This window comes from Arthrobacter sp. TMN-50 (genome assembly GCF_054511125.1).
Genome location: NZ_JBTNDG010000004.1, coordinates 148,156 through 172,406 on the forward strand (window position 1 = coordinate 148,156; position 24,251 = coordinate 172,406).

Sequence of the window (24,251 nt, forward strand, 5' to 3'; positions counted from 1 at the left end):
CTTTGGAAGGACCCACGATCATGAGCTGTGAATTTCCCGCCGCCACCATCATCGGCTACCCCCGCATTGGCCCACGCCGCGAACTGAAAAAAGCTGTCGAGTCCTACTGGGCCGGCACGAGCACCGCCGCCGATCTTGAGAGCACCACCCGCCAGCTCCGCCTCGCCAGCTACACCCGGCTCGCGGCGCTTGGTCTGGGGAACACCAGCTCAGCGATTCCCGACTCGTTTTCCCTCTACGACCAGGTACTCGACACCGCTGTCACGTTCGGTGCGCTGCCGGCCCGGTTCCAGGACCTGTACGAAGACGCCGGCCGGCTGGGGCTGGACGCCTACTTCACCCTGGCCCGCGGCGACACGGGTCGCCAGCCGCTGGAGATGACCAAGTGGTTTGATACCAATTACCACTACCTCGTTCCCGAGATCGGCCAGGACACGGCGTTCACGCTCGCCAACGACTGGACGCTCCGCAACGTGACCGAAGCCGCAGCGCAGGGGATCACGGTTCGACCGACCCTGATCGGCCCGGTCACCTTCCTGTTGCTGAGCAAGGCAGCCGATGAGGCGCCCACCGGCTTCAACCCGCTCAGACGCCTCGAGGATCTGCTGCCGCTTTACGCCGAGCTCCTGGGCCAGTTGGCAGCGGCCGGCGCGGAGTGGGTACAGCTTGAAGAGCCAGCCCTGGTGGAGGACCAGACGGTCCCCGCCGCCGACGTGGCCGGAGCCGTGGACACCGCCTACAGATTCCTCATGGCGGTCACCGACCGGCCGGCCGTGCTGGTCACCACCCAGTACGGCTCACTCGGGCCCTTGCTGCCGGTCCTGGGCGCCACCGGGGTGGATGCCCTTCATCTCGACCTTTTCAAGGGGGATCTGCCCGCCGCCGCTGACCTTGCCTCCCTGGGTACCACCACCGTGGTGGCCGGCGTGGTGGATGGCCACAACATTTGGAAGACCGATCTGGCGGCTGCAGCCGGTACTCTCGCCACTCTCAGCGGGCCGGCGGCTCGGGTGACGGTAGCAACGTCGACGTCGCTGCAACACGTGCCTCACGACGTCGACGACGAGCCGCAGCTGGACCCCGGGCTGCGGTCCTGGCTGGCCTTCGCCGACCAGAAGGTGGCCGAGGTGGTCACCCTGTCCCGCCTGGTCGACGGATCTCGCGCCGGCTCGATTGACGCGGAGATCTCGGACGCGTCGGCCATCCTGGCATCCCGGGCCCTGGCCACAGGAGTGCACCGCCCCGAGGTACGGGATCGCCTGGGTGCGCTGACGCCGTCGGACTTCACCCGCGCCACCTACGAGGAACGGGTCGCCGCGCAGCACACCGCCCTGCGGTTGCCGGTGCTTCCCACCACTACTATCGGATCGTTTCCGCAGACAGCCGAGGTGCGGTCCACCCGCGCCCGCTTCCAGCGGGGGGACCTGACCGCCGAACAATACACGCTGCTGATGCGCGAGGAAATCGCGCGGGTCATCGCGCTGCAGGAGGACCTGGGATTCGACGTCCTGGTGCACGGCGAGCCGGAGCGCAACGACATGGTGCAGTACTTCGCCGAAAACCTCGACGGATTCGAGGTGACCGTGCACGGGTGGGTGCAGTCCTACGGGTCGCGATGCACGCGGCCGTCGATCCTGTGGGGGGACGTGAGCCGTTCGCAGGCCATCACCGTGCAGTGGGCCGAGTACGCCCAGTCGCTCACGGCCAAGCCCGTCAAGGGAATGCTCACCGGACCGGTTACGATCCTGGCCTGGTCTTTCGTCAGGGACGATCAACCGCTGGGGGAGACCGCAAACCAGGTGGCGCTCGCACTCCGCGATGAGGTGGCCGACCTGGAGCGTGCCGGGATCCGTGTGATCCAGGTCGACGAACCAGCACTACGCGAACTCCTGCCGCTCCGCCGGGCATTACAGCCGGAGTACCTGGGCTGGTCGGTAAATTCGTTCCGGCTGGCGACGGCGGGCGCCGCACCAGCAACCCAGATCCACACCCACCTGTGCTACTCCGAATTCGGTGCCATCATTGACGCCATCGACGGACTCGACGCCGACGTCACGTCTATCGAGGCCGCGCGCTCGCGGATGGAAGTGGTTCACGACCTACAGACGCAGGGTTTTGGCCGAGGGGTTGGGCCAGGGGTCTACGACATCCATTCGCCCCGAATCCCCACCGAGGACGAAGTAGCTGAATTGGTGGAGAAGGCAGTCCGGCATGTGCCCGCCCGCCAGGTGTGGGTGAACCCCGACTGTGGGCTGAAAACCCGCGGCTACGCCGAGACCGCTGAGTCGCTGCGCAACCTGGTGAAGGCCGCGGAGCGGGTGCGGGCACAGCTCTAGTGACGGATCGGTTCGATGCGCTGCGCCTTGAGGATGCCCGCCAGCTGGTCCATGAACAGCCGCACCCTGGTGGTCTGCTTGTCGTTGATCTGGAGGGCGAAGATGCTGCGTGCCAGACGAATCTCGGGGACGTCGAGGGCCACCACCCCGGCCGGGCCGTGAGTCATCGCCAGATCGGGGACCAGGGCGGCGCCCAACCCTGCAGCGGCCATGGCGAGGCTGGCATGAAAATCGTCGCAGTATGCCACCACCCGGGGATGCAAGCTGCAGCTGGCGAACAGGCGTTCGATCACTGTGGCGTCGGCGGTCCCCGGGTGGTGCATGATCCACGGCATGTCGGAGAGCTGGTCGGCGCTGACTGCGGCACCCGGTTGGATGCCCCACGCGGCGGGGAGCACCACCCGGAAATTATCGTCGCCGATCCATTGTCGGCTGACCGATGATGGCCAGGCGAGACCGCCCTGGCCGACCTGAAACACCAGGGCCAGGTCTAGTTCACCGCCGGTCCGGAGCCCCTGGATGGTCTGGGCGGGTTCCGCCACGTACACCTTCAGGCTGATCCCCAGCCGGCGCCACTCGGGGGTGCCGAGCAGCCGCGGGAGGGCGTAGGTCGCGAGGCTGGGAAAAATCCCCAGCCTCAGCTCCTGGGTGGACTCGGACTCGGCCCGCGCCGTGGACGCCAGTAACGCGTCGATGTCGGTGAGCACCTTCGCCGCATGACGTGACATGACGACGGCCGCCTCGGTGGGTACAGCACTGCGCGCCGACCGCTCAAAAAGGGTGGCTCCGGTGTCCCGTTCCAGCGCCGACATCTGCTGGGATACCGCTGACGCCGTGTACCCCAGCCGGGACGCCGCAGCGGTGAAGGAACCCAGACGGATCACCTCAAGGAGGGTGCGCAAATGTACGGGGTTGACCACCGGCAATCCTTTCGTCAGCTGGAGCTTCAATCATGCCTTTTGGCCCGGCCCGTCCCACCAATCCGGGAATGGTCCGTCTCCGAACTCTTACCAAACTATATTTACAACAGGCGCTTTCCTTCTAGGAGGCCTGTGGTGACACGTTAGCCCCGTCAGACCGGCTCGGGCGGCGAGGTCACTCACCCACGCGGAGGAGCGCAGATGACCGAGCAGCAGCATGACACCGACCCGCTCAATGCCGGTTGGGGCGAGACCCTTCCCCGGCGTCGGATCGCCATCGTGGGCAGTGGCGTTGCCGGGCTGACTGCGGCGTACGTGCTGAGCCGTCATCATTCGGTCACCCTGTACGAGGCGGACGACCGCGCAGGCGGCCACGCCCACACCCACCAGATGCCGATGTCCGACGGCACCACATCCGGGGTCGACACCGGGTTCATTGTCCACAATGACAGGACGTATCCCACCCTGCTGCGGCTCTTCGGGGAGCTGGGGGTTCCCACCCAGGACTCGGACATGACCATGTCGGTGCGGTGCGACGGCTGTGGTCTTGAGTATGCGGGGGCCAAGGGGCGGCGCGGGGTCTTCGCCCAGCCGGGGGTGCTCCGGCGCAGGAAGTACCTGAGGATGCTGCTCGAAGTACTGCGGTTCCAGCGTGACGCCCGGGCGCTGCTGAAGGAGACCGGCGGGTATGACGGCACGGCCGGGGAGTCAGCCGCCGACGACGGCATGACCCTCGGCGAGTTTCTCGCCAGGGGTCAGTTCAGCCAGTACTTCACCTCCCACTTCATGACCCCGGTGGTTTCGGCCGTCTGGTCCTGTGACCCGGCGACGGCGCTGACCTACCCGGCGCGGTACCTCTTCACCTTCATGTCCCATCACGGGATGCTCACCATCAAGGGCTCGCCGCAGTGGCGCACCGTCACGGGTGGTTCGGGGGAGTACGTCAGCCGGGTGCTTGAGCACCTCGAGGATGTCCGGCTCGGCTCACCGGTGACTGACGTCCGAAAGACGGGTGACGTCGTCGTCGTCACTGCTGACGGCGAGTCGGAGACCTATGACGCGGTCGTCATCGCCACCCACCCGCAGCAGGCGCTCGCCATGCTGGGTGATGCCGGGCCGCTGGAGACCGAGGTGCTCGGCGACATGCCGTACTCCACCAACCACACCCTGTTCCACACCGACGAGTCGGTGCTGCCGCGGGCCGACGCCGCACGGTCCTCCTGGAACTACCGGCTGCCGTCCTGCGAGGCGAGTCCCGACCGCGTGCTGGTGACTTACGACCTCACCAGGCTGCAGCGGCTCGAAGGCCGCACTGACCACCGCTTCCTGGTGAGCCTCGGTGAGGGCGACGAGATAGCCCCAGCGTCAGTCCTGCGATCCATGACGTATGAGCACCCCCAGTACACGCCGTCGTCGCTCGCCGCGCAGCGTCGTCTCACTGAGCTCAGCGACGATCGCATCGCATTCGCCGGCGCCTATCACGGCTGGGGATTCCATGAGGATGGCGCGCTGTCAGGACTCCGCGCGGCGGAGCGGCTGGGCGGCTCCTGGGATGCCGAGCGCCTCGACACAGCACTGGTGGACGCCCCGTCATGACCGCGGCACTGTACCCCACGACCATCCGGCATGTGCGCCGCACGCCCCTGCGCAACGAGTTCACCTACCGCAGCTACAGCTGGTTCGTCGACCTCGATGACCTGCCGCAGCTCCCGCGGCTCCTCAGGCCCTTCGCCGTGTTCTCCGCGGCTGACCACCTGGGCGATCCGAAGCGTTCCATCCGGGCCAACATCACCTCGTACCTTGCGGCCCAGGGGATTGACGACGACGGCGGCCGGATGACCATGCTGGCCAGCGGGCGGGTGCTCGGTCACGTGTTCAACCCGCTCACCCTTTTTTGGTGCCACCGCGTCGACGGATCGCTGGCCGCTGTCGTCGCGGAGGTGCACAACACCTACGGGGAACGTCATTGTTACCTGTTGGACCCCGATCAGGCGGGCCGGGCGGAGACGGAGAAGGCGTTCTATGTGTCGCCGTTTAACGATGTCTCGGGAAATTATGAGATGCGTGTCCCCGAGCCGGACGAACGCCTCAAGATTGCTATCATCCTCCACCGGGAGGGCCAGGCCCCTTTCATTGCAACGATGGCTGCGCATCAGCGCCTGCCGGCGACCACCCGCAATGTTGTTCGCATGATCACCGCTATCCCTGTTGCACCACTCCGCGCGGCTGCGCAGATCCGGTGGCAGGGAGTTAAACTCTGGATGCGTCGGTTGCCAGTACGCACCCGCCCACACCATGAATCACAGGAGGCAGTTCGATGAGTACCCTTGTTCGTTCCGAGGAAGACGTAGATCCGGAGTATTGGCCCGGTATCGCCAACGTTCCGTCGGGTCCGAGGAACAAGGTCGCCGCTGCCCTCGCGGAGAAGATCTTCGCCGCGGCCGTCAATCGCCTGCAACTGCGGGTGGTGTACGACGACGGCACCGTTCTCGGCGCTCCCGGCGGCGGACCCCGCCCCGAAATGCGGATCCACCGGCCGGTCGACTTCTTCGCCCGGTTGGGCGACAACGGGCTGATCGGTCTTGGCGAGGCCTATATGGCGCAGGACTGGACGGCGTCGGACCTCACCGACGTGATGCAAGTGTTCGCCGCTCAGGCAGCTCACTTGGTGCCGGTGCCGTTGCAGAAACTCCGTGGGCTGTACCTGCCCAAGCCGCCCCGCAAAGAGCGCAACACCAAGGTCAACACCCGGTCCAACATTGCCCGGCACTACGACCTGTCGAATGACCTGTTCAAGTTGTTCCTCGACGACACCATGTCCTACTCCAGCGCATTGTTCGACGCCAACGGACCGCAGCTGCTTGATGCCCGGTGGGACGAACTGCCCGAAGCCCAGCAGCGCAAGGTCGACCGCCTGCTGGACCAGGCCGACGTCCGCGAAGGCACCCGGGTGCTGGAAATCGGCACCGGCTGGGGCGAACTCGCCATCCGTGCTGCACGCCGCGGCGCCACCGTGGTTTCAGTCACCCTGTCGAGTGAGCAGAAGGAACTGGCCGAACGTCGCGTCGCCGACGCCGGTCTGTCCGATTTGGTCACTGTTGAGCTGAAGGATTACCGCGCCGTCGAGGGCCAGTTCGATGCAATCGTGTCGGTGGAAATGATTGAGGCCGTGGGCTACGAGTACTGGGGCGTGTACTTTCAGACCATTGACCGGCTGCTGGCGCCGGACGGTCGGGTGGCCATCCAGGCGATTACCATGCCGCATGAGCGCATGATGGTGACTCGTCGGTCCTACACCTGGATCCACAAGTATATTTTCCCTGGCGGATTCATCCCCTCGGTCCGGGCGATCGAAGACATTACCGACCGCTACACCAGCCTTCGGGTCCGGGAGCGGCTATCGATGGGTGACCACTACGCGCAGACCCTGCGCCTCTGGGAGGAACGGTTCCTCGCCCACACCGACGACGTGTCGGCGCTGGGGTTTGACCAGGTCTTCCAGCGGATGTGGCAGTTCTACCTGTGCTATTCGAGGGCCGGTTTCCAGTCCGGGTACCTAGATGTGCAGCAGCTCATCTTTGACCGCCGGCCGTAACCATCAGGAGCATTCCTTTGACTCACCCAGAATCCACACTCCAGGCCGGCAGCATCGATAAGGACATTGCCGGAAAGCTCGCGCGTCTCCTCGAACCCATTGTCGGTGGCGAACTGCCCGTCCATCTGCGGGCCTGGGACGGCAGTACTGCCGGGCCGGAGGACCAGCCGGAGGTGCAGATCAACAGTGCCAACGCCCTGCGCCGGTTGCTCTGGAGCCCGGGGGAGTTGGGTGCGTCGCAGGCGTACGTCACTGGGGAGATCGACGTGCCTGGCTCGCTGGAGGGTGCGCTGACCCACTTGTGGAGCGTGGTGGTGACGCGGGGTTTGTCGATGCCGAAGCTCACCCCCGCCCTGGTGCTGCAGCTGACAAAGCTGGCCCGGGAGTTGGGGGTCTTCGGACCGCCGCTGCCCGCGCCGTCGTCGCAGGCGAGGATCAAAGGCAGGCTGCACAGTCTGCTTCGCGACCGCGAAGCAATCAGCCATCACTACGATCTGTCCAATGCGTTCTACCAGTTGATCCTCGACGAGCACATGGCGTACTCCTGCGGCTATTGGCTGTCCGACGACCAGGACTACAGCCTCGAAGATGCCCAGCGGGACAAGCTGGACCAGGTGTGCCGCAAGATCGGACTGGACACGATGCCCGGCCAACGGTTCCTCGATGTCGGCTGTGGGTGGGGCTCACTGAGCCTTTTCGCTGCCGAGCACTTTGGGGCGAAGGTGACCGGCGTGACGATCTCCAAGGAGCAGAAGGCGTTTATTGATCAGCGCATCAAGGAACGTGGCCTGCAGGACCGGGTGGAAATCCGGTTGCAGGACTACCGAGACGTCCGTGACGGACCGTACGACGCCGTTGCCTCCCTGGAAATGGGGGAGCACGTGGGGGAAGAGAACTACGGAACCTACACGTCCACCCTGTTCCGCAATGTGCGGCCCGGCGGCAAGGTGCTGATCCAGCAGATGTCGCGGCATGGGAAGCATCCGGGTGGCGGACCGTTCATCGAATCCTTCATTGCCCCCGACATGCATATGCGCGCGGTGGGTGACACCGTCAACCTGATCGAAAATGCCGGCTTCGAGATTCTCGGGGTCGAGGCAATGCGGGAGCACTACGTCCGCACCATCGACGCGTGGCACGACCGGTTTGAGGCAAACTGGGACAAGGCAGTCGACATGATGGGCGAGGAAGTGGCCCGCGTCTGGCGCCTCTACCTGGTCGGCGCAATGATGACCTTCCGCGATGGACGCATGGGCGTGGACCAGATTCTGTCCCAGAAGCCGCTCGGTTAGGTTTCTTTGGTTCGTTTGCCCTAGCAGAGAGCTTCTTTGCGGGGTTTGAAGGTTTTGCGCAGCTCTGGGGGGTGCGGCGTCTTCGCCGCGCAGGCTTGCCAATCTTCTGCGCAGCTCTGGTGGGTGCAGCGGGGTCGCACCCACCAGAGCTGCGCTTTTGCGTCCTCGGTGTGTGGTCCACCCCGCCAGTGCTGCGCAATCGTTCACGGCGGCGGCGCTTCGCGTGTAGCGGCGACGGTTCGGACGTCACGCTGACGGCGGTGCTCCAGCGTCACGACGGCGGTTCCCCGGCGGTGCCCCGGCGGTGCCCCGGCGTCGGCCTGGCCCAGCGCCGACCCATGGGCTATTGGCGCCTGGCCCGGCGTCGACCCAACGTGCGAGCCCGTTCCTGGCGTCGATTCAGCTATCGTGCGCGCTCTCAGTTGATCCCTTGGGCGGATCGCTTTGGTGTCTGTCTCAATTGCGCAGGTCTGGTGGGTGCGGTGGCGTGGTCGTGCAGGCCGTCCAATCTTTTGCGCAGCTCTGGTGGGTGCGGTACGGTCGCACCCACCAGAGCTGCGCTTTTGCGGTCTCTGTGTGTGGTCCAACCCGCCAGTGCTGCGCAATTGTTCACGGCGGCGGCGCTTCGGGTGTAGCGGCGACGGTTCGGACGTCACGCTGACGGCAACGGCCCGACGTCGGTCCGCGCCTATCTGCGTCCGCGACCGGGTAAAAAGGGGTGACCCTGCCACTGAAATCGCTGAACCGCGACACGCCGATGACACGCGACATAGAAATATTTTGCCTGTGCGCAAGTACTCCACAGGGGTGTGGATGACGTCCGTGGATTGGCCGGTTTCCGCGCATTTCGACGGGTTCGCTTGTGGATTATCTGTGGACGAATCCGCTGATGAATGACATACTTGTAATACATCATCTTGGGGTCGCACCCATCGGTTTGCACTAGATGTAGTATTTGTATATCGAACCGCTGGCAAGGTAGGCATAGGCGGAGCAGCCCGGAACATCACCGGAAAGCCCACTTTTTTGAAGCCGTCCAATTCCTGAATATGCGTCGATAACAAGCTAAGAATTACAAGGGGAGAGGGACTATGACCGTCACGGTTTACACCAAGCCAGCATGCGTACAGTGCAACGCCACATACCGGGCCTTGGACAAGAAGGGCATCACCTACCAGAGCGTGGATATCTCACAGGATCCAGCTGCTTTGGAGCGCGTTCGCTCACTGGGCTACATGCAGGCTCCAGTAGTCATCACCGAGCAGGATCACTGGTCGGGTTTCCGTCCAGACAAGATCAACGAACTGGCAGAACTCAGCCAGGCATCGGTCAGCTCGGTCGCCTGATCTGACGGAAACGGATCTTCTGTCGACCAGATGGCCAGCGTGCCGTCGTCGGGAAGCATTCATCTCATGACCCGCGCAGCTGTGGACATCTCACCAACCGCACCGGCTCCGAGTGAGCCGGGCGGAGTGACCAATGCCCGGCTGATCTACTTCTCGTCGTCGTCGGATAACACCCATCGATTCGTGCAGAAGCTGGACGCGGCAATGGGGGTCGAGTCTGCACGAATGCCGCTGCTGACTCGGAATCCAACGCTCAAAGCACTCAAGCCGTTTGTGTTGGTCCTCCCCACCTATGGAGGGACCTCCGGGCGGGGTGCAGTACCTAAGCAGGTGATCAAGTTCCTCAACGACGAGGGAAACAGATCACTGATCCGGGGCGTCATCGGTGCCGGAAACACTAACTTTGGGGAAACCTACTGCCTGGCCGCGGACATCATCGCAGCCAAGTGCAGAGTCCCCGTTTTATACAGATTTGAACTGATGGGAACGTCCGAGGACGTTGACCGCGTAGCCCAAGGATTGGAAGCGTTTTGGATATGACTGTTGCAGAGACAGAGACCACGGGAGCAGGCGGCACCGCCGCACCTCAGCTAGAACGGTTCCACGGCATGGGCTATCACGAGCTCAACGCCATGCTGAACCTCTACGGTCCGAACGGAGAGATCCAGTTCGAGGCCGACCGTGAGGCTGCACACCAGTACTTCCTGCAGCACGTCAACAACAACACGGTGTTCTTTCACGACCTTGAGGAGAAGCTCGACTACCTCGTGAAGAACGAGTACTACGAGCGGGAAACCCTCGACCAGTACTCAATGAATTTCATCCGCGACCTCTATAAGCGCGCCTACACCAAGAAGTTCCGCTTCGAGACGTTCCTCGGCGCCTTCAAGTTCTACACTTCCTACACGCTGAAGACGTTCGACGGTAAGCGTTTCCTGGAGCGCTACGAAGACCGCGTCTGCATGGTGGCACTCCATCTGGCCCGCGGCGACCAGCAGTTGGCACTCCAGATGGTCGACGAAATCATCGAAGGCCGCTTCCAGCCAGCAACACCCACCTTCCTCAACGCCGGCAAGCGCCAGCGCGGCGAGCTGGTCTCCTGCTTCCTGCTTCGTATCGAAGACAATATGGAGTCCATCGGACGGTCCATCAACTCGGCCCTGCAGCTGTCCAAGCGTGGCGGCGGCGTGGCGTTCGCACTGACCAACATCCGCGAGGTCGGCGCGCCGATCAAACAGATCGAGAACCAGTCCTCGGGTGTAATCCCCGTGATGAAGCTTCTTGAGGACAGCTTCTCCTACGCCAACCAGCTGGGTGCCCGCCAGGGAGCCGGGGCTGTGTACCTGCACGCGCACCACCCTGACATCTACCGCTTCCTCGACACCAAGCGTGAGAACGCTGACGAGAAGATCCGCATCAAGACCCTCTCACTCGGCGTCGTGATCCCGGACATCACCTTCGAGCTGGCCAAGAAGGATGAGGACATGTACCTGTTCTCGCCCTACGACGTCGAAAAGGTGTACGGCATGCCGTTCTCCGATGTCTCGGTCACCGAGAAGTACTACGAGATGGTTGACGACGCCCGGATCAAGAAGACCAAGATCAAGGCTCGCGACTTCTTCCAGACCCTCGCTGAGATCCAGTTCGAGTCCGGCTACCCGTACATCATGTTTGAGGACACGGTGAACCGGGCCAACCCGATCGATGGCAAGATCATCATGTCCAACCTGTGCTCCGAGATCCTTCAGGTTTCGCAGCCCACCACGTACCACGATGATCTGTCTTACGACGAGACCGGCAAGGACATCTCCTGCAACCTGGGTTCGCTGAACATTGCGAAAACCATGGATTCGCCTGACTTTGGTCTGACCATCGAGACGGCCATCCGGTCTCTGTCGGCTGTGTCGGACATGTCCAACATCGTTTCGGTGCCATCGATTGCCCGCGGCAATGACCAAAGCCACGCCATCGGCCTAGGTCAGATGAACCTGCACGGCTACCTGGCTCGTGAGCGGGTCCACTATGGGTCCGAAGAGGGCCTGGACTTCACCAACATCTACTTCTACTCGGTGGTGTACCACGCAGTGCGCGCGTCGAACCGGTTGGCGATCCAGACCGGCACCACCTTCGGCGGCTTTGAGAAGTCCAAGTACGCCAGCGGCGAGTTTTTCGACAAGTACACGAACCAGGAATGGGTTCCGCAGACGGAGAAGGTTGCCGAGCTGTTCAAGGACATCCACATTCCTACCCAGGAGGACTGGAGTGCTTTGAAGGCTTCGGTGATGGAGCACGGTATCTACAACCAGAACCTGCAGGCTGTGCCGCCAACCGGGTCGATCAGCTACATCAACAACTCGACGTCGTCGATCCACCCGGTAGCGTCGAAGATTGAGATCCGTAAGGAAGGCAAGCTGGGCCGCGTGTACTACCCAGCGCCCTACCTGACGAACGACAATCTCGAGTACTACCAGGACGCGTACGAGATCGGCTTCGAGAAGGTTATCGACACCTACGCGGCTGCAACGCAGCACGTGGACCAGGGTCTATCGCTGACGCTGTTCTTCAAGGACACCGCCACCACTCGTGACATCAACAAAGCCCAGATCTACGCCTGGAAGAAGGGCATCAAAACCATTTACTACATCCGTCTCCGCCAGCTCGCGCTGGAAGGGACTGAGGTGGAGGGCTGCGTCAGCTGTATGTTGTAACCGATATCGGTTGATATTTGCTTGAGTACGACGGCGGGTCCTCGCCCGTCGTCGTACGCTTTATCTAAGAACTAACCCACCATTTAGGGGATGACATGACCGAGAAGGTCAAGCTGCTTAGCCACGTTGAGGCAATCAACTGGAACCGCATCCAGGACGACAAGGACGTGGATGTCTGGAACCGTCTGGTCAACAACTTTTGGTTACCGGAGAAGGTGCCGCTGTCCAACGACGTGCAGTCGTGGGCGACGCTGACTCCCGACGAGCAGCAGCTCACCATGCGCGTCTTCACGGGCCTGACTCTGCTGGACACGATCCAGGGCACCGTTGGCGCTGTCAGCCTGATCCCGGATGCGATCACTCCTCACGAGGAGGCCGTGTACACGAACATCGCGTTCATGGAGTCGGTGCATGCCAAAAGCTATTCCTCGATTTTCTCCACGCTGGCTTCCACCAAGGAGATCGACGAGGCGTTCCGCTGGTCGACGGAGAATGAGAATCTGCAGCGCAAGGCTGAGATTGTCATGAACTACTACCGGGGCGATGACCCGCTGAAGCGCAAGGTGGCGTCGACGCTGCTCGAAAGCTTCCTCTTTTATTCAGGTTTCTACCTGCCGATGTATTGGTCGTCACGGGCGAAGCTGACGAATACGGCTGACCTGATCCGTTTGATCATCCGCGATGAGGCCGTTCACGGCTACTACATCGGCTACAAGTTCCAAAAGGGTCTTGAAAAAGAGTCGGCGGAGCGGAAGCAGGAGATCAAGGACTACACCTTCGAGCTGTTGTTCGAGCTGTATGAGAACGAAGTCCAGTACACCCACGATCTTTACGACTCCGTCGGGCTGGCCGAGGACGTCAAGAAGTTCCTGCACTACAACGCCAACAAGGCGCTCATGAACCTTGGCTACGAAGCGATGTTCCCGGCGTCGGTCACCGATGTGAATCCGGCGATTCTGTCGGCGCTTTCACCGAATGCTGACGAGAACCACGACTTTTTCTCCGGTTCGGGTTCGTCGTACGTGATTGGCAAGGCAGTCAACACCGAAGACGACGACTGGGACTTCTAGGAGTAGTAGTAGTTACTCGGCGGGGCTTGCCAGCCGAGGATCTCTCGTGGTCGGCGGTTGAGCTCCGGTAGCTGACCTCGGCGCGTCATCGGATCCCATTCCCGAAGCCTACAAGCAGGCTGTGGGTTAGAGGCCTTTCAAGGTTGCCGGAAACTGCTTCTCCTGACCGGTGCATTCGAACATCTCTTACAGGCATCGCGGCTGGAACGTGGGATCCGCCGGACCATCCTGGGCAAGAGCATGGGACACCAGCCGGTGCACCACTGGATCGTTGGGTGCCTGGTCATGCTCGACCAGGTCCAGCGCGCATTTGTCCTGGATGGTGATGTTGGTGACCTGCCTGGCTCGCCCGTCGAGGAACTGGCTGGTGTAGGGCGTGACAACCTCGTCGTACTTCGTGCTGATCACCGTGTAGGACGGACCATTCACCGTATCGCCGATCGAGTTCAGCTCGGTCAGGAAAGGTGAACCAGCCTGCTGGTCGGAACATGCCTGGCAGAGGAAGTTGGAGTCAGACGCAGCGAGCGACGGGTTCTCATCGGCAGGCACGAGTAGTCCCTCGGTGCCATGGTTGGAGGGAGCGATTCCGACCAGGTGGTTGACCTTCTTAGCGCCGCCGAGGAAGCCGATGTAGTAGCGCGGCATCATGCCGCCCTGGCTGTGGCCGACAAGATCGACCTTCTCCGCTCCAGTGGCACCCAGCACAGCGTTCACGAACGAGCCAAGCTCCGCGGCAGAATCAGCCACCGGGCCGGTGGCATCGATGTTGTTGGTGGTGCCGTAGTTGAGGGCGAAGACGCAGTAACCCTGGTCGGCGAGGACCGGGGAAAGCGTGGACCAGTTCTTGAGCATGCTTTCGAACGTTCCGGGCACGAGGATGACGGGGTACGGGTGTTCGGCGCTCGGCTGGCAGGACCAGTTGTTCGCGCCGGGCGGGGAGATGTCCTCGGTACCGGCTGCGGCAGGCGGTGCCCCGGCTAGGTTTCCGCCAAGCAGGGCCAGAGTGGCAAGGAATGTCGAAAAACGGTGCGGCATGCGCTGAAACCTCTTCGTATCATCGAAGCTCCCCGGGCGGGAGCGTGCACCGCACAAACGATAGCTACTCGCCGGTAACCTTCGTAACACTAATGGGAATATGTGCACGCTCCGGCAACCGCACGCCGCCCCAACGGCCGGTGGGCGGGCTCTTACCGATGTCGACCCCGATGAAAACATCGAGGTTCTCATACCCTTTGATCACCGCAAACCTCCAGCCTGCTGAACTCCAGCGAAACGGTGCTGGTCTGTCCTGCGGTGGCAAGCGTCGGCGCCCACGTTACGGCTGACCTGTCGCCATACCAGGTCCAGCGACCAGGTCCCTGGCCTTCGAGGACTCCAATAAATGTAACGGGGCACAACTTCCACGGAATACCGGGGATCTTAGGGCCTGAGTAGCGGGCGGGGCAGAGTTACACCGCACGAACTGATGACAATAAGTCGCTCACGTTTCTTACTAAGACGGACGCGCGCACGTGGCTCGCCGCGTCGCACACCAAGCGGCGCTGCGCTGATGCGTTTCCATCATTTTGTTCATCATCATGTTTATCAAACGCGTTGCACTCCGCAGACGACTTAACGATCAGGCGGTGGCAGTAGCGGGGGTTCGCTTGGCGGAAGCTGTGGCGGTGGTGCCGGTTCGCTTGGCGGTGGCGGTGGTGCCGGTTCGCTTGGCGGTGGCGGTGGTGCCGGTTCGCTTGGCGGTGGCGGTGGCGGAAGCTGTGGTGGTGCCGGTTCGCTTGGCGGTGGCGGTGGCGGAAGCTGTGGTGGTGCCGGTTCGCTTGGCGGTGGCGGTGGCGGTGGTGCCGGTTCGCTTGGCGGTGGCGGTGGTGCCGGTTCGCTTGGCGGTGGCGGTGGTGCCGGTTCGCTTGGCGGTGGCGGTGGCGGAAGCTGTGGCGGTGGTGCCGGCACCACCGGTGGTGGACCCTGTGGGACAGGGGCAGCAGGGGGTAGGATTTGCGGTTCACCAGGTACAGGTGGGGATATCCGTGGGGACGGTGTGGGCGTTTGTGAGTTGGGTGCAGGTTGGGTTGGGTTTTTTTGGTCACCGGCCTGGGCTTCGAGGTAAGAGCGGAGGGCTGTGATGGCGTCCTCTATGCGTTGCTGCCGGTCGGGTGGAACGGACCCGCCCGACGCCAGGACGTCCAAACGGACACTGAGTTCATCTAGAATTTTTAGAGCTTTGTCGTAGTCTCCACCGACAGAGAGCTGTGTGACGGCCAGCACCTCGGATTGGAGCTGTCCGGCTGCGTCCGGGTTGTAGCCCCCTGAGGTGCTGCTGCATCCGCTGAGCAAAGCCACGCTGAGGCTCACCGTCAAGGCGCGGTTTAGGAATCGGGTCATTGTGGTGCCACGCTGTCCTGTAGCTCCTTCAATAGATCCCCGAGTTCCCCTGGGGCCGCAGGATAGTCAGCGGGAACGGGGATCGGTCCGTCTCCGATGTCGAGGGTCGGCAATATCAGCACTGTCATAACCAGCAGCGCGACTGCCAGGATAAGAGCTATCAGCATCCATTGCATGGCCCCCGGTCTGCGGCGCTGCCCCGAAGGATCCTGCGTCCCTTCCCGATGCGGCTGAGCCAATTCCCTGTCCGTTGGGGTGCTAATTGCACGCGAGGGTAATTTTCCTGTCCGGCTAGCGGTGGGTATGGCTGAGGTTGGCTGACCATCCTGCGACGCAAAATCTTGCCGGAGGGCTGAGGTTGGCGTAATCGTTGAGATGGACTCTAGATCCGATGTCCTTTGATCGCCATTGTCTGTTGCTCGCGGAGCACCGGAACCGAGGAGAGAACGTAGCGCCGACGCTGTCTTGGCCGCGGTGGGGCGGTCCAGAGGATTCCGGGCGGTCATGGCATGGAGTAGCTCGGTCCAGCCGCTGCCCAGCGCGACAGGAACCGGCGGGCCGCGATATAACCGTGCCGCAGCGGATGCTGCCGCAGGCCCCGGGAAAGCGGTGTCCCCGGTGAGGCATTCCAGTAGTACCAGTCCCAGAGAGTAGATGTCGCTGGCTGGAGTTACGGAAATGCCCTCAGCCTGTTCGGGGCTCAGGTAAGCGGCAGTGCCGATGGACTGTCCGGTGGCGGTCAACCGTGTACCGTCCATTAGCCGGGCAATGCCGAAGTCAGTGAGTTTGGGGTTCCACGCCCGCTGCACGTCCCCGGGGCCACCGAGGAGGATGTTGGCTGGCTTCACATCGCGGTGGACTATGTCGCGGCCATGAATGTAGGCAAGGGCGTCGGCCACTCCGGCGCCCATGGCCACCGTCTCTTGTTCGGTGAGCGGCGCATTGTATTTGGCACGGTGGAGATCCTCGCCGTGGACCAGTTCCATGACTAGGTAGGTCTGCGGGTGTAGCGTTGCGGTCTCCGTGCCGACATCAAAGACCGTGACGAGGTTGCGGTGGCTCAGCCCGGCCAGGACTCTGGCCTCGCCCTGCTGCCGGTCGATCTCATCCTCTCCGATTGCACCCGCACGGAATAGCTTGACCGCCACGTCCCTGCCGAGTACCTCATCACGCGCCTGGTACACCGATGCCATTCCGCCCTGACCGAGGAGGGTGTCAAGCCTGTACCGCCCGCCAAAAATCATATTGTTTGGCACACCGCATGGTATTTCCTCCCCTATAAAAGCATCTCTTACCCCAGATCCCAGATTAGGATCTTTGCTATTCATTTTGTGAGTCCAAGATCGAAAGGTCGGGTGCGTCCGAATACCCTGACTGATTGCGGTACAGGTCAGGCTTTTCGGTATTGCGGTTGCCATTGTTCGTGTGGGGGACTGGCATATTGGGGGCCGCGTCCGGGTTCCGGGTTACCATTTCGGGGACCCCTACAGTTTGCTGAGGGCGGTAGTTCATCGCTTAGGCTACTTCCAGGCGGCTTCGTAGTTGCAAGAGCCCGTCCCGGATGCGGCTCCTGACCGTCGGCAGCGGCAGGTGAAATTTTTCGGCTATTTCCCGGTAGGTAAGCCCGCCGTAATAGGCCAGGGAAATTGCTTCCCGTTGCACGTGTGACAGGGTTTCCAACGACGCGACGGCGATGGCACCCGCCGCCGTCTCGTCGCGTTCGGTGATTTGGGTGACCGCACCCCAGTTCGCCTCGTGGTCGATGCGCCTCTGTTCGCTGCGAACTTTATCGACTGCTCTGTGGTGGGTGATAGTCATTAGCCAGGCCAAGGGCGTTCCTGCGGCGGGGCTGTATTTGTGGGCATCCTGCCACACCATCAGAAATACTTCCTGGGTGGTGTCGTGGCTGAGCGTAACATCGATGATGACTCTGCGTGCCAGGCCATAGACCCGGCACACAGTGTGATGGTAGAAAGCTGTAAAAGCCTCACGGTCACCGTCAGCCGTGCGCAGTAACAGCCCGGCGAGCGCGGCGCGATCAACTTCGGTCCCCACCCCGGGACCGGACTTCGGGCGTTCATAGTTGTTCATTGCACCCACTCTGTAAGACCCGGCAGCGCCCCAGTGGGCTGCCGTCACACCATGCAAGCGTCGCGAACGCCGGTTCTCAATCTTCGACTCGCGCACATAGCTTCCGAACACCAAGCAGGACATTTAGCTTCCAATTTGATCGTAGTCCGTTGGACTGCGCTCCGTAATGGTCAGCAGGCTTGCAAACTATTTTGGAATGCAATTGTGATGAACTGCTTCCGTCAAATACTTCAGGTCATTCCAAGTTGCACTCCATAGGCAGGCGGGTAGGTGCCACCAAGACCGGGTATTGAACTCGATCGGCAACATTTGTTCGGGTGTCTTGAGAACGATGGCGTGCTTAACGTGTGCAGGGCAACACGATCTACGCCCTGTGCTACACCGGTACGGCTTACGTTCAAGTCGCTGACCACTTTGAACAACCTGCACCGACCGCCAAACCCGCATTAAGACGGCATGACATGCCTCACCTCATGCCTTCACATCCAAGCTCAACTGGGCTGTGGCCGGTTGGACGGTTCGAATAGCCGTCTAGGTCATCGAAGCACTCAACCCGGGGGAAGACCGTCGGGGGAGGGCCTATCCGAAAGGCCTGCTGACGAAGTGGGAGAGTCTGGTTTGTACGGCCGATCCCATCTCACCTACGACACCCTCACCGAGGACTTGCGGGCCCTCATCGAGGCGCTAGATCTCACCGACGCGACTTTGGTCGATTTCTCCCGCGGCGGAGGCGATGACTTCGGACCTGACAAAGGACGAAGACTCCGTCTTTGAAGGCTTCAACCGCGAGTTCTTCTCCGTCAACGTAGACCTCTCGGTCACCGAAGCGCAACGCCAGGAAGTCCTCACCTTATGCAAACAGGCAGATAAAAAAGGTCACACTTGGGTGCATGGAGGCCTTCGGGACAACCGATTTCCGTGACGACCAGCCAAGCGTCACCGTCCCCGCCCTCGTCCTGCACGACGACGGTGACGGCGTCGTACCGTTCGAAGGATCCGGCGCACGCACCCATGCAGCCCTGCCCGGCAGCGACCTGCACGTCATCGAAGGCGCAGCATACGGCTGCAACGTAAGCCACCTCGACGAGTTCAAGCAGGCATTACTCACCTTCTTGCAAAAGTAAGACCAATACCCACGTAAGCAAAGCTTGGGGCGCCCAGCGACGGGCGCCTCAACTGCGGGAACCCTGTTGTAAACCGCCCTTAACCATTCAAGACTGTGACTGCCGCAGAGTTACTGAAACCAAATATTGCGAAGAATTCATCCTATTGACGCGCCCAACGTCATCAGTCGGTCACCCCCAGCTGAACGCGATCGGAGCCCTGTCGAAGGATGGTCCCAGTTCGAACCGCGCGGGAAAGGTCCGCAGCGCTCATCGAGCCCAGGAGTCGGCTCTTGGGGCCAAAAGACCCACATCAAGCGTCCAGCTACTTCAACAACGCCACGTCGGAGACCAGATCGATGTGCGACTGCATGGCGGCCGCCGCGGCCGCAGCATCGCCGGAACGGATAGCCTCCGCAATCACCCGGTGCGACCTGAGAGACTGCTCCGGCCGGCCCGGTTGGCCCAGCGACTCAATCCGGGTTTCCAGGACCAGCTCGGCAATGAACGCCATCAGTTGTGCCAGCACAGGGGAGTGCGCAGCGGACGTGACTGCCTGGTGGAACAATTCATCGCCGTGGGTGCCGCGATCTCCCGCGGCAACTTCAGTAGCCATCGCCTCCAGCGCGGCATCGATAGCAGCCAAGTCTGCTTCGGTCCGTCGGCTGGCAGCCAGTGACGCAAGCTTCACCTCAAGGGTGCTGCGGGCCTCGGCAATCTCGGGCAGTCGATTTTGGTGCTCCCGCAGCTTCTTGATCACCGTGGCCAGGCTCGGTCGATACACCAGCACCGCACCCGTTCCATGCTGGACGTCAATAATCCCCAGCACTTCAAGGGCCACCAGCGCCTGAGCCAACGTGGCCCGTGAAACCCCCAGCTGTTCGGCGAGAATCCGCTCGGCGGGCAGCAGCTCGCCCGGGCTCAGCTGAGCGTCCTCGATATAGACCAGAATCTGCTCGACCAGTTGCTCATAAAGTCGTGGCCGGGGCGCACGGGCAAGCTGCCGGGGGTCAGGCAGGGTGTTCATCAGCGGTCCTCAACGTCAGCGGGGAGATGTTCTGCCAGTGTAGGGGCCGAGCAGGTAACAATTGACAAATGGATCAGTGTCTAACAGTCTAGTCCAGTGCGCCGGTAACGTGCGTCACATCACACTTTCACTGGCGAAAGAAGACCCATGTCCGTCCAACTCCTCTCAATTATCATTCTGGCAGCGATGTTCCTCATCGCCACGCTATTGCCGGTTAACATGGGCGCCCTCGCCTTCGTGGGTGCCTTCCTGCTAGGTGCAGTGTTCCTCGGCATGGAAACCGATGACATCATTGCCAACTTCCCGGGTGGCCTGTTCCTCACCCTGGTCGGTGTCACCTACCTCTTTGCGATCGCCCAAAACAACGGCACGATCGACCTCCTCGTCAACGGCGCCGTCAAGCTCGTTCGCAGCCGGGTAGCACTCATTCCCTGGATCATGTTCGTCATCACCGGCGTGATCACTGCAGTAGGCGCCCTCGGCCCCGCCGCCGTCGCCATCATGGCACCCGTCGCCCTCGGCTTCGCTGCCAAGCACAAGATCAGCCCCCTCCTGATGGGCATGATGGTGGTCCACGGTGCGCAGGCTGGCGGCTTCTCGCCCATCGCTGTCTACGGCGTCATCGTCAACGGCATCGTCGCCGACACCGGGTTCGAATACAGCCCCATGGCCCTCTTCCTCTCCAGCCTGATCTTCAACTTCCTCATCGCAGTCGTCCTGTTCCTCGTTCTTGGCGGCCGGAAACTGTTCTCCGCACGGGTTGAACAGTTCGTTGAAGGCGCAGCCGACGCCCGGATGCGCGCCAGCGTCGGAGCCCGCGCGTCGGGTGCCGACGTCGACTTCCGCGGCACCGGTTCCGGCACCGACTCGCTCAAGGCCAAGGCCAAGGCTAACGACGGCGGCGCTGTCGCTACCGAGGGCAAGCAGACCCTTGCGCAGTTCGCCACCATTGCCGGCCTGGTCATCCTCGCCGTTGTGGCGCTGGGCTTCAAGGTCGACGTCGGCTTCGTCGCGATCACGGTTGCCGTCGCCCTGGCGCTCATCTCACCACGGTCACAAAAGGGAGCAGTCGAGAAGATCAGCTGGTCAACGGTCCTGCTGATCTGCGGCATGCTGACCTTCGTCGGCGTCCTGCAGGAAGCTGGCACCATCGAATACGTCTCCGACGGCGTCGCCAGCCTGGGCATGCCACTGCTCGCAGCCCTGCTGATCTGCTACATCGGTGCAGTCGTTTCCGCGTTCGCCTCCTCCACGGCGATCCTCGCCGCTTTGATTCCGTTGGCCATTCCGTTCCTGGAATCCGGCGAAATCGGAGCAATCGGCGTGATTGCAGCCCTCTCCATCGCCTCCACAGTGGTTGACGTTTCCCCGTTCTCCACCAACGGTGCGCTGGTGCTCGCCAACGCCCCCGAAGGCACCGACAGGGACCGCTTCTACAAGCAGATCCTCGCCTACGGCGGCATCGTCGTCGTCGTCGGACCGTTGGTCGCCTGGCTGGTCCTCGTGGTTCCGGGCTGGCTCTAAGCCCTGAATCGCCGGAACCGGACACCCCACTGAGAGGAAAGATCACCATGACCACAGCTACTGACAGCCCCGCAGAGCGGTCCGGCCCCCTTGCCGGCACCCTTGTGGTGGACCTGAGCCGCGCGTTGGCAGGACCCCACGCCGGCATGATGCTGGCCGACCTCGGCGCCCGTGTGATCAAAGTGGAGAACCCCGGTTCCGGCGATGACACCCGCGGCTGGGGCCCACCCTTCGTGGGCCCCGAGGATAACCCCCAGGCCACCTACTTCCTGTCCTGCAACCGGAACAAGGAATCTATTGCGCTGGATCTGAAGAGCGACGACGGCAAGAAGATCCTGACCGCCCTGCTCGAACGGGCCGACGTCGTCGTCGAAAACTTCCGGCCAGGCGTCCTGGACCGCCTGGGGTTCTCCACCGAGGCCATGCACCAGCTCAACCACCGCCTGGTCATCTTGTCGATCACCGGGTTCGGGCACGACGGCCCCGAATCCAGCAGGAGCGGCTACGACCAGATCCTGCAGGGCGAGGCTGGCCTGATGTCGCTCACCGGGCCCAGCCCGGACGACCCGCAGCGGGTCGGCGTGCCGATCGCCGACCTCCTCTCTGGGATGTACGGGGCGTACGGCGCGCTGGCCGCGCTCCTGGAACGAGAAAAGACCGGCAAGGGCCAGGTGGTTCGCACCTCGCTGCTCGCTGCGCTCGTTGGGGTCCACGCCTTCCAAGGCACCAGGACCACCGTCGCCGGCGAGGTGCCGAAAGCGCAGGGCAACCATCACCCGTCGATCGCGCCGTACGGCCTCTTCAACTGCAATGCCGGCAAGGTCCAGATCAGCGTCGGCAGCGAGAAGCTGTGGCAAAAGTTCGCCACCACCTTCGGGATCGACGTTGATCGTAGCGAGTTCGCCAGTAACGGCGACCGGGTGCGGAACCGCAACCTCCTGATCGACGAGATTGAGACAGCCTTCGCTGGGTACGAGTCGGAGCCACTGCTGGCGAAGCTCAATGAAGCAGGCATTCCGGCGGGCAAGGTCCGGTCCCTCGACGAGGTGTATGAGTGGGAGCAGGTGAAGTCGCAGGGCTTGCTGATCGACGTCGAGCACCAGCTACTCGGCACGGTGAGCCTTCCCGGACCGCCGCTGCGGTTCTTCGATGGCGCCGAACAGGAAACCACCAACTCCGCCCATACTGCGCCTCCACTGCTGGACCAGGATGGCGATGACATTCGGCGCTGGCTGGATGACGCCGTGGCGAAGGACTCCTGACGTGACGGCCCAGCCGGTGCGCCACCTGACGGCGGCGGAACTAATCGAGGTGGTCCTGGACCCGGGAACTTTCGCGTCCTGGGATAGCCCAGTCCCCGGTCCGCACCCCGATGAGAAGTATGAGCGGGAACTGCAGTCCGCCCGGGAGAAGAGCGGGGTGGACGAGTCGGTGCTCACCGGTGAGGGCCTGATTCGCGGCCGCCGGGTGGCAGTGATCGTCTCCGAGTTCCGTTTCCTCGCCGGGTCCATCGGGCTGGCCGCCGCTAACCGGATCGTCAACGCTATTGAACGCGCCACCCGTGAGAACCTGCCGCTGCTGGCCGGACCTGCATCGGGCGGGACCCGCATGCAGGAGGGCACCCTCGCGTTCCTCTCGATGGTGAAAATTTCGGCTGCCGTCCGCACCCACCGGCGGGCCAGGTTACCGTACCTGGTGTATTTGCGGCACCCCACCACGGGCGGCGTGATGGCTTCTTGGGGCTCACTCGGCCACGTGAGCGTCGCTGAGCCGGGCGCGTTGCTCGGCTTCCTCGGCCCACGGGTTTACGAGGCGCTGTACGGCACCGCGTTCCCCGAGAACGTGCAGGTCTCCGAAAACCTGTACGACAAGGGGCTCATTGATGCGGTCGTCCCACCGGAGCTACTCTCCGAAATCGTCGACCGCGCACTGAACGTGCTGAGCCAGCACGTTGCAGAAACGGTGGCACCCCCGGCGACCCTCGACGTCGTTCCCTCCCCAGCGGACGCCTGGACCTCCATCGAGATCTCCCGCAACCGGCATCGCCCCGATCTGCGAAGGCTGCTCAGCTGGGCCGCCCAGGATGTCCTGCCGCTCAATGGCACCGGTCAGGGCGAAAAAGATCCGGGCCTGCAATTGGCTCTGGCACGATTCGGCAACCAGTCCTGCGTGGTGCTGGGCCATAACCGATCCCGATCCACTTCCGAAAGCGCGATGGGTCCTGCGTCGCTGCGCGAAGCCCGACGCGGCATGAAGCTGGCCGAGGAACTCGGTCTACCACTGCTGACGGTGATCGACACCGCCGGCGCGGCCCTGTCCAAGGAAGCGGAAGAGGGTGGCCTCGCCGGCGAAATAGCGCGATCCCTCTACGACCTCATCGGACTTCAGTCGCCGACGGTTTCGGTGCTGCTGGGTCAGGGCGCCGGCGGGGGAGCCCTGGCGCTTCTCCCTGCCGACCGCACCATCGCCGCCCACCACGCGTGGCTGTCGCCGCTGCCTCCCGAAGGGGCGAGCGCCATCATGCACCGCAGCACCGAATTCGCGCCGGCGCTGTCCGAGGCGCAGGGCGTCAACGTGGCCTCGCTGCACGCCAACGGCCTGGTTGATCACATCGTGGATGAGCGTGACGACGCCGCCGCCGAAGCCAGGGCCTTCTGCCTGCGGATGGGCGCCGCCATCGAGTACGAGCTGTCGGCGTTGTCAGGGGCCTCCATCGACGAGCTCCTGTCCAACCGAACCACCAAGTACCGCGATCTGGGGCCACGTCTCGGGGTCGGCGCTGAATGATCGCAGGCGGGGCAGGCGAGGAAATTCTCCTTGCCTGTTGCGCGACCGACCGACCGATGGCATAGTTCGAATG

General features: G+C 62.7%; 20 protein-coding genes. 15 read left to right on the forward strand and 5 right to left on the reverse strand.

Annotated features, from left to right (window positions below; translation table 11 throughout):
• Window positions 1-20 precede the first annotated feature (20 nt).
• The gene (metE, locus tag ACX80A_RS08085) at window positions 21-2,336 is read left to right on the forward strand and encodes a 5-methyltetrahydropteroyltriglutamate--homocysteine S-methyltransferase (protein WP_459259189.1); all 2,316 of its coding nucleotides are present in this window, start codon (window positions 21-23) and stop codon (window positions 2,334-2,336) included.
• Here the strand turns inward: metE and ACX80A_RS08090 are convergent.
• On the reverse strand, window positions 2,333-3,256 hold the full coding sequence (locus tag ACX80A_RS08090) for a LysR family transcriptional regulator (protein ID WP_459259190.1): 924 nt from the start codon (window positions 3,254-3,256) through the stop codon (window positions 2,333-2,335). The two genes, metE and ACX80A_RS08090, sit on opposite strands and share 4 nt — an antisense overlap.
• A gap of 201 nt (window positions 3,257-3,457) precedes the next feature.
• Between ACX80A_RS08090 and ACX80A_RS08095 the strand changes: the two genes are divergently transcribed.
• The 8 genes from ACX80A_RS08095 (at window position 3,458) to nrdF (ending at window position 13,267) form a co-directional block, all read left to right on the forward strand.
• Complete coding sequence (locus ACX80A_RS08095) at window positions 3,458-4,852, forward strand: NAD(P)/FAD-dependent oxidoreductase (RefSeq protein ID WP_459259191.1); 1,395 nt, start codon at window positions 3,458-3,460, stop codon at window positions 4,850-4,852.
• Window positions 4,849-5,577 carry a DUF1365 domain-containing protein gene (locus ACX80A_RS08100; RefSeq protein ID WP_459259192.1) on the forward strand — a complete coding sequence of 243 codons (729 nt, stop codon included), beginning with the start codon at window positions 4,849-4,851 and terminating at the stop codon, window positions 5,575-5,577. Before ACX80A_RS08095 ends, ACX80A_RS08100 begins: the two co-directional genes overlap by 4 nt.
• Window positions 5,574-6,851, forward strand: coding sequence for a class I SAM-dependent methyltransferase (locus ACX80A_RS08105; protein WP_459259193.1), 1,278 nt, complete (start codon window positions 5,574-5,576; stop codon window positions 6,849-6,851). The genes ACX80A_RS08100 and ACX80A_RS08105 overlap by 4 nt, the downstream gene beginning before the upstream one ends.
• Before the next feature lie 17 nt (window positions 6,852-6,868).
• On the forward strand, window positions 6,869-8,143 hold the full coding sequence (locus ACX80A_RS08110; protein ID WP_459259194.1) for a class I SAM-dependent methyltransferase: 1,275 nt from the start codon (window positions 6,869-6,871) through the stop codon (window positions 8,141-8,143).
• Window positions 8,144-9,234: 1,091 nt separating this feature from the next.
• Window positions 9,235-9,489 (forward strand): glutaredoxin-like protein NrdH, encoded by a 255-nt coding sequence (nrdH, locus tag ACX80A_RS08115; RefSeq protein WP_459259195.1) that lies wholly within the window; start codon window positions 9,235-9,237, stop codon window positions 9,487-9,489.
• A gap of 66 nt (window positions 9,490-9,555) precedes the next feature.
• Window positions 9,556-10,029: a class Ib ribonucleoside-diphosphate reductase assembly flavoprotein NrdI gene (gene nrdI, locus ACX80A_RS08120; RefSeq protein WP_459259196.1), complete on the forward strand. Its 474-nt coding sequence runs from the start codon at window positions 9,556-9,558 to the stop codon at window positions 10,027-10,029.
• Between the two features lie 68 nt (window positions 10,030-10,097).
• Window positions 10,098-12,197 carry a class 1b ribonucleoside-diphosphate reductase subunit alpha gene (nrdE, locus tag ACX80A_RS08125; RefSeq protein WP_459259227.1) on the forward strand — a complete coding sequence of 700 codons (2,100 nt, stop codon included), beginning with the start codon at window positions 10,098-10,100 and terminating at the stop codon, window positions 12,195-12,197.
• A 95-nt stretch (window positions 12,198-12,292) separates the two neighbouring features.
• Complete coding sequence (gene nrdF / locus ACX80A_RS08130) at window positions 12,293-13,267, forward strand: class 1b ribonucleoside-diphosphate reductase subunit beta (protein WP_019482488.1); 975 nt, start codon at window positions 12,293-12,295, stop codon at window positions 13,265-13,267.
• A gap of 186 nt (window positions 13,268-13,453) precedes the next feature.
• Here nrdF and ACX80A_RS08135 read toward each other — a convergent pair whose 3' ends face one another.
• The gene (locus ACX80A_RS08135; RefSeq protein WP_459259197.1) at window positions 13,454-14,302 is read right to left on the reverse strand and encodes an alpha/beta fold hydrolase; all 849 of its coding nucleotides are present in this window, start codon (window positions 14,300-14,302) and stop codon (window positions 13,454-13,456) included.
• Window positions 14,303-14,844: 542 nt separating this feature from the next.
• Between ACX80A_RS08135 and ACX80A_RS08140 the strand changes: the two genes are divergently transcribed.
• Window positions 14,845-15,387 carry a hypothetical protein gene (locus ACX80A_RS08140; protein WP_459259198.1) on the forward strand — a complete coding sequence of 181 codons (543 nt, stop codon included), beginning with the start codon at window positions 14,845-14,847 and terminating at the stop codon, window positions 15,385-15,387.
• Window positions 15,388-15,642: 255 nt separating this feature from the next.
• On the opposite strand, the gene ACX80A_RS08145 is transcribed toward ACX80A_RS08140, so the two are convergent.
• A complete protein-coding gene (locus ACX80A_RS08145; RefSeq protein ID WP_459259199.1) occupies window positions 15,643-16,902 on the reverse strand; it encodes a serine/threonine-protein kinase in 1,260 nt (419 codons plus the stop codon).
• Between the two features lie 259 nt (window positions 16,903-17,161).
• Complete coding sequence (locus tag ACX80A_RS08150; protein WP_459259200.1) at window positions 17,162-17,737, reverse strand: sigma-70 family RNA polymerase sigma factor; 576 nt, start codon at window positions 17,735-17,737, stop codon at window positions 17,162-17,164.
• 618 nt (window positions 17,738-18,355) lie between these two features.
• Between ACX80A_RS08150 and ACX80A_RS08155 the strand changes: the two genes are divergently transcribed.
• Both ACX80A_RS08155 and ACX80A_RS08160 read left to right on the forward strand, forming a co-directional pair.
• Complete coding sequence (locus ACX80A_RS08155) at window positions 18,356-18,511, forward strand: hypothetical protein (protein WP_459259201.1); 156 nt, start codon at window positions 18,356-18,358, stop codon at window positions 18,509-18,511.
• A 116-nt stretch (window positions 18,512-18,627) separates the two neighbouring features.
• The gene (locus ACX80A_RS08160; protein ID WP_459259202.1) at window positions 18,628-18,861 is read left to right on the forward strand and encodes an alpha/beta fold hydrolase; all 234 of its coding nucleotides are present in this window, start codon (window positions 18,628-18,630) and stop codon (window positions 18,859-18,861) included.
• Between the two features lie 304 nt (window positions 18,862-19,165).
• On the opposite strand, the gene ACX80A_RS08165 is transcribed toward ACX80A_RS08160, so the two are convergent.
• Window positions 19,166-19,867, reverse strand: a complete 702-nt coding sequence (locus tag ACX80A_RS08165; protein ID WP_459259203.1) for a FadR/GntR family transcriptional regulator — start codon at window positions 19,865-19,867, stop codon at window positions 19,166-19,168.
• Between the two features lie 147 nt (window positions 19,868-20,014).
• Between ACX80A_RS08165 and ACX80A_RS08170 the strand changes: the two genes are divergently transcribed.
• Genes ACX80A_RS08170 through ACX80A_RS08180 form a run of 3 tightly spaced genes read left to right on the forward strand, consistent with a single transcriptional unit; the run spans window position 20,015 to window position 24,178 of the window.
• A complete protein-coding gene (locus ACX80A_RS08170; protein ID WP_459259204.1) occupies window positions 20,015-21,391 on the forward strand; it encodes an SLC13 family permease in 1,377 nt (458 codons plus the stop codon).
• A 47-nt stretch (window positions 21,392-21,438) separates the two neighbouring features.
• Window positions 21,439-22,653 (forward strand): CaiB/BaiF CoA transferase family protein, encoded by a 1,215-nt coding sequence (locus ACX80A_RS08175; RefSeq protein WP_459259205.1) that lies wholly within the window; start codon window positions 21,439-21,441, stop codon window positions 22,651-22,653.
• A gap of 1 nt (window position 22,654) precedes the next feature.
• Entirely contained in the window at window positions 22,655-24,178 is a 1,524-nt protein-coding gene (locus tag ACX80A_RS08180; RefSeq protein ID WP_459259206.1) for a carboxyl transferase domain-containing protein, read from the forward strand.
• The last annotated feature ends 73 nt before the right edge of the window (window positions 24,179-24,251 follow it).

Coding starts and splice junctions, on each gene's coding strand:
- metE (WP_459259189.1), top strand. CDS start 21: ATGAGCTGTGAATTTCCCGCCGCCACCATCATCGGCTACCCCCGCATT.
- ACX80A_RS08095 (WP_459259191.1), top strand. CDS start 3,458: ATGACCGAGCAGCAGCATGACACCGACCCGCTCAATGCCGGTTGGGGC.
- ACX80A_RS08100 (WP_459259192.1), top strand. CDS start 4,849: ATGACCGCGGCACTGTACCCCACGACCATCCGGCATGTGCGCCGCACG.
- ACX80A_RS08105 (WP_459259193.1), top strand. CDS start 5,574: ATGAGTACCCTTGTTCGTTCCGAGGAAGACGTAGATCCGGAGTATTGG.
- nrdH (WP_459259195.1), top strand. CDS start 9,235: ATGACCGTCACGGTTTACACCAAGCCAGCATGCGTACAGTGCAACGCC.
- nrdI (WP_459259196.1), top strand. CDS start 9,556: ATGACCCGCGCAGCTGTGGACATCTCACCAACCGCACCGGCTCCGAGT.
- nrdE (WP_459259227.1), top strand. CDS start 10,098: ATGGGCTATCACGAGCTCAACGCCATGCTGAACCTCTACGGTCCGAAC.
- nrdF (WP_019482488.1), top strand. CDS start 12,293: ATGACCGAGAAGGTCAAGCTGCTTAGCCACGTTGAGGCAATCAACTGG.
- ACX80A_RS08135 (WP_459259197.1), bottom strand. CDS start 14,302: ATGCCGCACCGTTTTTCGACATTCCTTGCCACTCTGGCCCTGCTTGGC.
- ACX80A_RS08140 (WP_459259198.1), top strand. CDS start 14,845: ATGTTTATCAAACGCGTTGCACTCCGCAGACGACTTAACGATCAGGCG.
- ACX80A_RS08150 (WP_459259200.1), bottom strand. CDS start 17,737: ATGAACAACTATGAACGCCCGAAGTCCGGTCCCGGGGTGGGGACCGAA.
- ACX80A_RS08160 (WP_459259202.1), top strand. CDS start 18,628: ATGGAGGCCTTCGGGACAACCGATTTCCGTGACGACCAGCCAAGCGTC.
- ACX80A_RS08165 (WP_459259203.1), bottom strand. CDS start 19,867: ATGAACACCCTGCCTGACCCCCGGCAGCTTGCCCGTGCGCCCCGGCCA.
- ACX80A_RS08170 (WP_459259204.1), top strand. CDS start 20,015: ATGTCCGTCCAACTCCTCTCAATTATCATTCTGGCAGCGATGTTCCTC.
- ACX80A_RS08175 (WP_459259205.1), top strand. CDS start 21,439: ATGACCACAGCTACTGACAGCCCCGCAGAGCGGTCCGGCCCCCTTGCC.